This window comes from Dolichospermum planctonicum (genome assembly GCF_005402965.1).
GTDB lineage: Bacteria > Cyanobacteriota > Cyanobacteriia > Cyanobacteriales > Nostocaceae > Dolichospermum > Dolichospermum planctonicum.
In genome coordinates this window covers 152,007-158,326 of sequence record NZ_BJCF01000005.1, presented here as the reverse complement: position 1 = coordinate 158,326, position 6,320 = coordinate 152,007, and the positions used below count along the sequence as shown (strand labels likewise).

The following is a 6,320-nucleotide window of genomic DNA, read 5'->3' as shown; positions in this document are numbered from 1 at the left end:
TGTGTTAAGCATACCGCCAGCGTTCATCCTGAGCCAGGATCAAACTCTCCATTTTGTTTGAGTTTGTTTTCGCTCTAAAACTTATCTCAAGTTTCAGAATCCTCTATAATTATCTTAATGACGAGGACTGGTTTAATCTATTCTTTCAAAGTATTATTTTTTCTCGGTTCAGTTGCCGTGAGTTGTTTCTCTCCCCGGCACTTATTCAATATATCAATCCTGCCGGTTATTGTCAAGGGTTTTTCAAAACTTTTTTTTAATCGGGTGAATTTAATTTCTGAATGCTTGTGGGATAAGGGATTCAGGTTGTGTTGAGGTAGTCCAAGCAATGATGTTGTCTATGGAATATGAAAAACCCCAGCAGTGGTTTGTAATGAATACAGTTCAGCGAAGTAATTACTCATATGCAAAGGGATTAAACGCAGTGCTTATGATATTCGCTGATGCTCATTAATTTTCGCTACTCTGTCCTAGCAGTTGAGGTTAATTATTTATTTGGAGGGCTTGGAGGGAGAAGTTTTTTGTAAATTTAGTGAGGCTTTATAAAGTTGTTTTTGTAGGGTGGTGTTTTTTTGTTTTTCTAAAGTGATTTCATTGAATCTTTCAACGGGGATAAACTTTTTCACTATTTGTTGAGACTGGTTGCAGTAATTGACAGCAATATCTTTTGCTTTACCGGGTAGTGCATTGACGCTTGTAGGATCATTACAGATTACTTGGGGAATGTCTTTGCTACCAATGATTTTTTTGATTTCTTCAAAGGCTTGCTGACGGACTGGCTCCATTTCTAATACAGCTTTTACATAGTTAGTTAATTCTGTATCGTTGACATTGAAAGTTTGAGCGACTGCTTGGGAATTGAAGCCAAAAGTACCAGAAATCAGACTTACAGTGGTAATACTTGCCAAAATCAAAGGTTGAGAGAGAATTTGGTGTAACCGATTGGTTAAATGAAGACTGTAAATTTCGATCATAATATAGTAGATGACTAAGTGACACAGAAAGAAAATCAAGAATATGATAATGGGTTTGAATTATTTTCTGAACCAGAAGTTCCGGTCAAGATGGAATAAATACTGCAAATGACTCAAAATTTAACCCCCCTAGTAAACCTCTGTGGACAGGGAGAGATTTAAAATCTAGTTTTTCCTCCAGAAAAAGTAAAATTCTTAACCATTTTGAGTATATATGTTGATGGGAATATCAGTTACTGTGGCATATTTGACACATCTCGATAACTTTGGTTTGTAGTGTTGAAGTTTCGGATGCACCTTGTTTGAGGCTTACTTCCAATTCTAACAGCACAGGTAAGGCCAAGATGAGTTGCTTTAATGGGAGAGATTTTACTTCTTGTTGTATAAAATAGATACGTTTAGGGTTGGTAACTTCCGCAGCTAGAGCGATCGCTTGCGGGTTGCGTTCACCGGTTTCCATCATCATTTTCACCAATAACCAGGTGCGAAATTGACCAATGAGTGTGGCAACTATTCGTAGCCCAGGTTCAGCTGAATTACTGAGATCATTTAAGATTCCTAAAGCTTTTGGAGTATCTCCAGTTCTAATGGCTGTTGCCAATTGTAAGGTATTCTGAGTAGTATTTCTGACTAACTCAGATACTATATTTACATCTAAAGGTTTGCGACTACTTTGGGTATAAAGACGTAATTTTTCTAGTTCATTGTAGAGAAGACGGGTATCATTACCTACTGACTCTGCTAATAGTTCGACGACTAGAGGATTTAATTTTACTCCCACGGTTTGAGCCGCTTGTTGAACTGATTGAACTAATAATTCTGTTTTCCAAGCAGGAATGAGAGGAAATTCACAAAATGTGGCAAATTGTTTGAGGAGTTTTGTACTTTTAAGGCGTTCATCTGGTTTATTGCGACTGGTCAATAGTAAAGTGGAATCTGGGGGTATGACTTTAACAGTCCGTTGTAATTCTGCTAAGATATGATCTGGACAGTTTTGGCTTATACTTGTGTTAATCAGCCAGACAAAACGACCACCTGCACCAAATGGAGGTGTCATCACTTGATTTAAAGCTTGGACAATAGAATCTGCTTGTTCTGGGGGAAATGAAGTATAATTAAAACTTGTCCATAGAGGATCAAGAATGCGCTCGCGCAAAATTACTATGGCTTTTTCCATAGCAAAATCATCTTCACCCCAATAAACATAAATTGGCATAGCAATTCAAAATTTCAAATCAATTTAGTCAAATCGAGTAATTTTCCCTACAATCTATCAAAAGAGCGCAAGGTGATCAAGATTGGACGACAACTACCAAACCTATTTAAACCGGGTAGCACGCATGACGCTACCAGAAGCCTACAAAACCCAAGTTCAGCATATTCAGGAATCTTCTAAATTTAGGGTTCATGGTGGGGTCAGGGAAGCTGCTCCTTTTCCCGGTTATACCCTAATTACCCCACCTGCAGAGGAAGATGCAAATAACGCTGCTTTCTACAGCCAAATACAAGCTTATCAACAGCAACTACTAGACCTACCCATTAGTGGTGATTTGATTGTACCCGTTCCTGCTGCTAGTTTTCATCTGACAGTGGCGGATTTGATTTGGGACAGCGCTTTTGATCATGCTTGTCAAAAAAATCCCCAATTTGCTGAAGAGTTAAATTCTCAGTTATTTGAGAGGTTTCAACAATATCAACAGTTGATGACAAATGGATCTAATCCCATCTCTTGGCAAATGTTAGGATTAATTGTTATGCCTAGAGCTATAGGTGTGTGTTTAGTACCCAAGGATAAACGTTCTTATGAGGAAATTATTCAATTTCGGCGGATAATTTATCAAAATCGCAAATTAATGGGCTTAGGTATTGAGCAACATTATCATTTTACTGCCCATATCACCTTAGGGTATTTTGGTGAAATTTCACCGGAATTAGACCGGGTAAGACTCAGTGATACATTTTCTGATTTTAATCAGTCGTTGTCATTAAATATCCCAGATTTCCTCCTTAATAAGGTGGAATTGCGAAAATTTGACGATATGACCCACTATTATCGTCAACCAGACTGGCCGAGTTTATATTTTTAAAGCTAGGGGCGAATTATATTCGCTACTATAAAACCATAGTCCGCTGCTGCGGACTAGGATAAAATAAAAAGCCAACGTAATTTGCTCCTACACAAATAGATTACGCCGATACGGGGTCAGATAAAATTAAGTATAAAAACAAACACCAGCTAATTCGTTAAAGGTATGGATATTTGCAGCCTAGTTAACTGTCCTGTGGCTTTATTTTTGGTCGTTAAAGGTAAAATTTCTAACTTTCCTCCCATTAAATCTATTAAGGTTTGATTGAGTAAAAGTTTCATTCCTGGTGACAGAACTATATTTGTTTCAAATATCGGATTTTCCACTTCCATTAAATCCATAGATTCACTGATAATTACAGCATCACTTGGTATATCTAAGCAAATATTAACACAATTACCTGTGGACGACAAATGACTAGAAAGATTAATATTACCTGCTTCCTTATGCTCAATTGTACTCTCTATTAAATTGATTAATACTTGTTTAAGCCAGCGGGAATCTGCGAAAATGTAAATTTCTGGATCTGGTGGTGATAAAGTAAAAGGATAATTACAATTGGCTGCTAATAAATAAGTTAATTTATAAACTTCTTCTAAAAATTCAGCTAATTGAAAACTGTGAATATCTAATTTATTTCTCCCAGATTCTATTTTGGAAATATTCAGAATTTCATCAAGTAGTTTTAGTAACTTGAGAGATTTTTCATAAGCTTGGCCAATAAATTCCCGCTCTTCTTCGGGATTTTCACACAAATCTGCTAAAATTAATTGATGTAATCCCATTATACTACTCAATGGCGATCGCAATTCATGACTAATTCTGGCTAAAAACCCTGCTTTAAACTGACTCATTTCCTGGGCTTTATAGTATGCTAATTGGGTTTGCTTCAATTCTTGCAAAAGTTCCGTTTCTCGATGTTGTGAAGCATTTAAAGCACTAATGGGCGAAGATTCAGAAGATTCTAAAAGTAACTTATAAAAACATAAACCTATACCTATACCTATTCCTAAATATAACCAATTACTAAAATTCATCATCATCTAATTTAATACTACCTTGTCGTAAAATCTGCCAATTTTTCCCTGTCCATTTAGCAACGGTGGAAGGGATTCCTAAACCTTGGTATCCTATTGATTCTAAAGTCAGAATCTCTGGAAATTGAGATTCTATTTCCGCTTTTTTTTCCAAAGCAGGTTGACCTGATAAATTAGCACTAGTTGTAGCCATTGGACCTGTTTCCGTCAAAATAATTTGAGCAACTTTATTATTTGGGACTCTAATACCAATGGTAGTTAAATCAGCAGTATTCATCACTTGGGGAATTTTGTCACTAGCTGGTAAAACTAAAGTTAACGCACCTGGCCAATATTTATTGACAACTTTTTGCCAAATTTGGTATTCTATCTGACTACCTTGAACATAATCCCACAAATCTTCAGCAATGGCCGCCATCAAAATCAATGGTTTATCCAAACTGCGCTTTTTAGCAGTATAAATTAATTCTGCTTGTTGTGGTATGGTCGCTAATGCGGGGACTGTATCTGTGGGGAAACTGATTAATTTTCCAGCTTTAGCAGCTTTGATCAGGATTTCTAGGGAAACTTCTGTCATATTTATATTTGTAAGTGAAAGTATGAATTGTGTTTCGCGCAAAGTCGCAAAGTCGCAAAGTTTAAGATTTTAATTTTTCCTTTTTCTAGTCTAATTCAGTAAGACTGATTTTTAACACAGCTTTTTTGCAAGCAATGAAAATTCAATTTTTGCTCAGGTTTCTGATTTTATTGGGTTTAGTGGAGACAATAACTGCTTGTGGTTTCCTCTCTACTTATGCTAATTATCAGTCTGATTCTTTACCCGCACCAACAATGAATAGTAATAAGTCTTTAGTAAAAAAAGTAATTCTTATCGCTAGGGAAGAAAATTTACCACCTTTGGGTGTTCCTATTGACCCTCAACGGAATATTGGCTTTGCTTCGGTCTTTTTACGTTTAGAAAATCCCCAATTAACTCCTGTAACTGTTAGGGTTACTAAGGTAGAAATTCGTAATTTATCAAATGAAGAGTTACAAAGTTTTCAGCAGTCACCCCAGGAAATCCAGTTAAAACCCTTAGAAAATTCTGAGGTGGTTTTGCAGTTGACTAATAAAAGCGGTTATATAGGTAGTGATAAAGTTAAAGCGATTGTTACCTATAAAATAGCAGAAGAAACTAATATAATCGAGTCAGAACCAGTTGAAGTTAGCCGTTAAGCTGTTCTCACTCTCAATATACATACCAGCAATTTTAATCGTCGAATAACATCCTAAAACCCATTAAGCTTCTAATCCATGATTTAGAGATTTTTACGAGCTACAGCAAAACGCTCAATTCCAGCTAAATCAGCATGAATGGAAATATTGCTATAACTACCATGATTTTCTAACAATTCTGCCACGGTTTCTGCCTGTCCCGCCATCATTTCCACCAACCAAACGCCACCAGGACGCAAATAATCGGGGGAAACTGTGATTAAATGACGAATATGGTCTAAACCATCTGCACCACCGTCTAAAGCTAAATGTGGCTCGTGTTTAACTACTTCCGGTTGTAAAGTGAGGACAGTATCACTGGGAATATATGGCGGGTTTGATATCATACAACTAAATTGACCTTTGAGAAATTCCAAGGGTTGCCACCAAGAACCGTGATAAAATTGAATCCGTTCCCCAAAACCTAAATTTTTAGCATTGGTTTGGGCTACGGTTAAGGCTGCGGAACTAATATCTACGGCATGAATTGTGGCATTTGTCAATACCTCGGCTATGGAAAAAGCGATCGCTCCGCTACCAGTTCCCAAATCCGCCCAGTGTCCTGCTCTCATGTTATCATCACCAGCAGTGATCGCTAGATCAATTAACATTTCTGTTTCTGGTCTGGGAATTAAGACTCCTTGGTTAACCGTGAGTTGAAACTTGCGCCAAGATGTCATACCTGCTATATACTGGACTGGTAAACGATCATTTAATCGCTTTTGCCACAATTGCTCTAATTCTGTTAAAGACAATTGTATGGGGATTTGATCCCAATTCTTGAAATTTTCTAAACGCAGTGCCAATCTGTCTAAATTCGTAATTGTTTGTAATAGCCAGTCTACTTCCATTGGAGGTATATCCGATGCTGTAGCGGCTTGAATAGAGGCATTGCGCCACTGCCAAAGTTCTAAACCAGAAACTATTTGATTTAGCTCTAACATACTGATTATGGCGGGTAAAGGTAA

7 protein-coding genes are annotated in these 6,320 nt (G+C 37.0%); 2 read left to right on the top strand and 5 right to left on the bottom strand.

The annotated features are described in order from the left end of the window. Positions 1–491: 491 nt before the first annotated feature. Together FFO06_RS04265 and holA are read right to left on the bottom strand one after the other, a co-directional pair. Positions 492–974 (bottom strand): DUF4168 domain-containing protein, encoded by a 483-nt coding sequence (locus FFO06_RS04265; protein ID WP_137906909.1) that lies wholly within the window; start codon positions 972–974, stop codon positions 492–494. A 229-nt stretch (positions 975–1,203) separates the two neighbouring features. Further along, a complete protein-coding gene (holA, locus tag FFO06_RS04260; protein ID WP_137906908.1) occupies positions 1,204–2,190 on the bottom strand; it encodes a DNA polymerase III subunit delta in 987 nt (328 codons plus the stop codon). Positions 2,191–2,272: 82 nt separating this feature from the next. Between holA and FFO06_RS04255 the strand changes: the two genes are divergently transcribed. Next, positions 2,273–3,061, top strand: a complete 789-nt coding sequence (locus FFO06_RS04255; RefSeq protein WP_190396662.1) for a DUF1868 domain-containing protein — start codon at positions 2,273–2,275, stop codon at positions 3,059–3,061. A gap of 149 nt (positions 3,062–3,210) precedes the next feature. Here the strand turns inward: FFO06_RS04255 and FFO06_RS04250 are convergent, their stop codons facing one another. After that, complete coding sequence (locus FFO06_RS04250; protein ID WP_306420173.1) at positions 3,211–4,104, bottom strand: sensor histidine kinase; 894 nt, start codon at positions 4,102–4,104, stop codon at positions 3,211–3,213. Beyond that, a complete protein-coding gene (locus tag FFO06_RS04245; protein WP_137906907.1) occupies positions 4,088–4,675 on the bottom strand; it encodes an L-threonylcarbamoyladenylate synthase in 588 nt (195 codons plus the stop codon). The genes FFO06_RS04250 and FFO06_RS04245 overlap by 17 nt, the downstream gene beginning before the upstream one ends. Before the next feature lie 134 nt (positions 4,676–4,809). Between FFO06_RS04245 and FFO06_RS04240 the strand changes: the two genes are divergently transcribed. Next, complete coding sequence (locus tag FFO06_RS04240; RefSeq protein WP_137906906.1) at positions 4,810–5,313, top strand: hypothetical protein; 504 nt, start codon at positions 4,810–4,812, stop codon at positions 5,311–5,313. An 83-nt stretch (positions 5,314–5,396) separates the two neighbouring features. On the opposite strand, the gene prmC is transcribed toward FFO06_RS04240, so the two are convergent. Further along, entirely contained in the window at positions 5,397–6,296 is a 900-nt protein-coding gene (gene prmC, locus FFO06_RS04235) for a peptide chain release factor N(5)-glutamine methyltransferase (protein ID WP_137906905.1), read from the bottom strand. Positions 6,297–6,320 lie beyond the last annotated feature (24 nt).

Bases quoted from the DNA above. Each gene is read 5' to 3' on its own strand.
- FFO06_RS04265 (WP_137906909.1), bottom strand. From the start codon at position 974: ATGATCGAAATTTACAGTCTTCATTTAACCAATCGGTTACACCAAATT.
- holA (WP_137906908.1), bottom strand. From the start codon at position 2,190: ATGCCAATTTATGTTTATTGGGGTGAAGATGATTTTGCTATGGAAAAA.
- FFO06_RS04250 (WP_306420173.1), bottom strand. From the start codon at position 4,104: ATGATGATGAATTTTAGTAATTGGTTATATTTAGGAATAGGTATAGGT.
- FFO06_RS04245 (WP_137906907.1), bottom strand. From the start codon at position 4,675: ATGACAGAAGTTTCCCTAGAAATCCTGATCAAAGCTGCTAAAGCTGGA.
- FFO06_RS04240 (WP_137906906.1), top strand. From the start codon at position 4,810: ATGAAAATTCAATTTTTGCTCAGGTTTCTGATTTTATTGGGTTTAGTG.
- prmC (WP_137906905.1), bottom strand. From the start codon at position 6,296: ATGTTAGAGCTAAATCAAATAGTTTCTGGTTTAGAACTTTGGCAGTGG.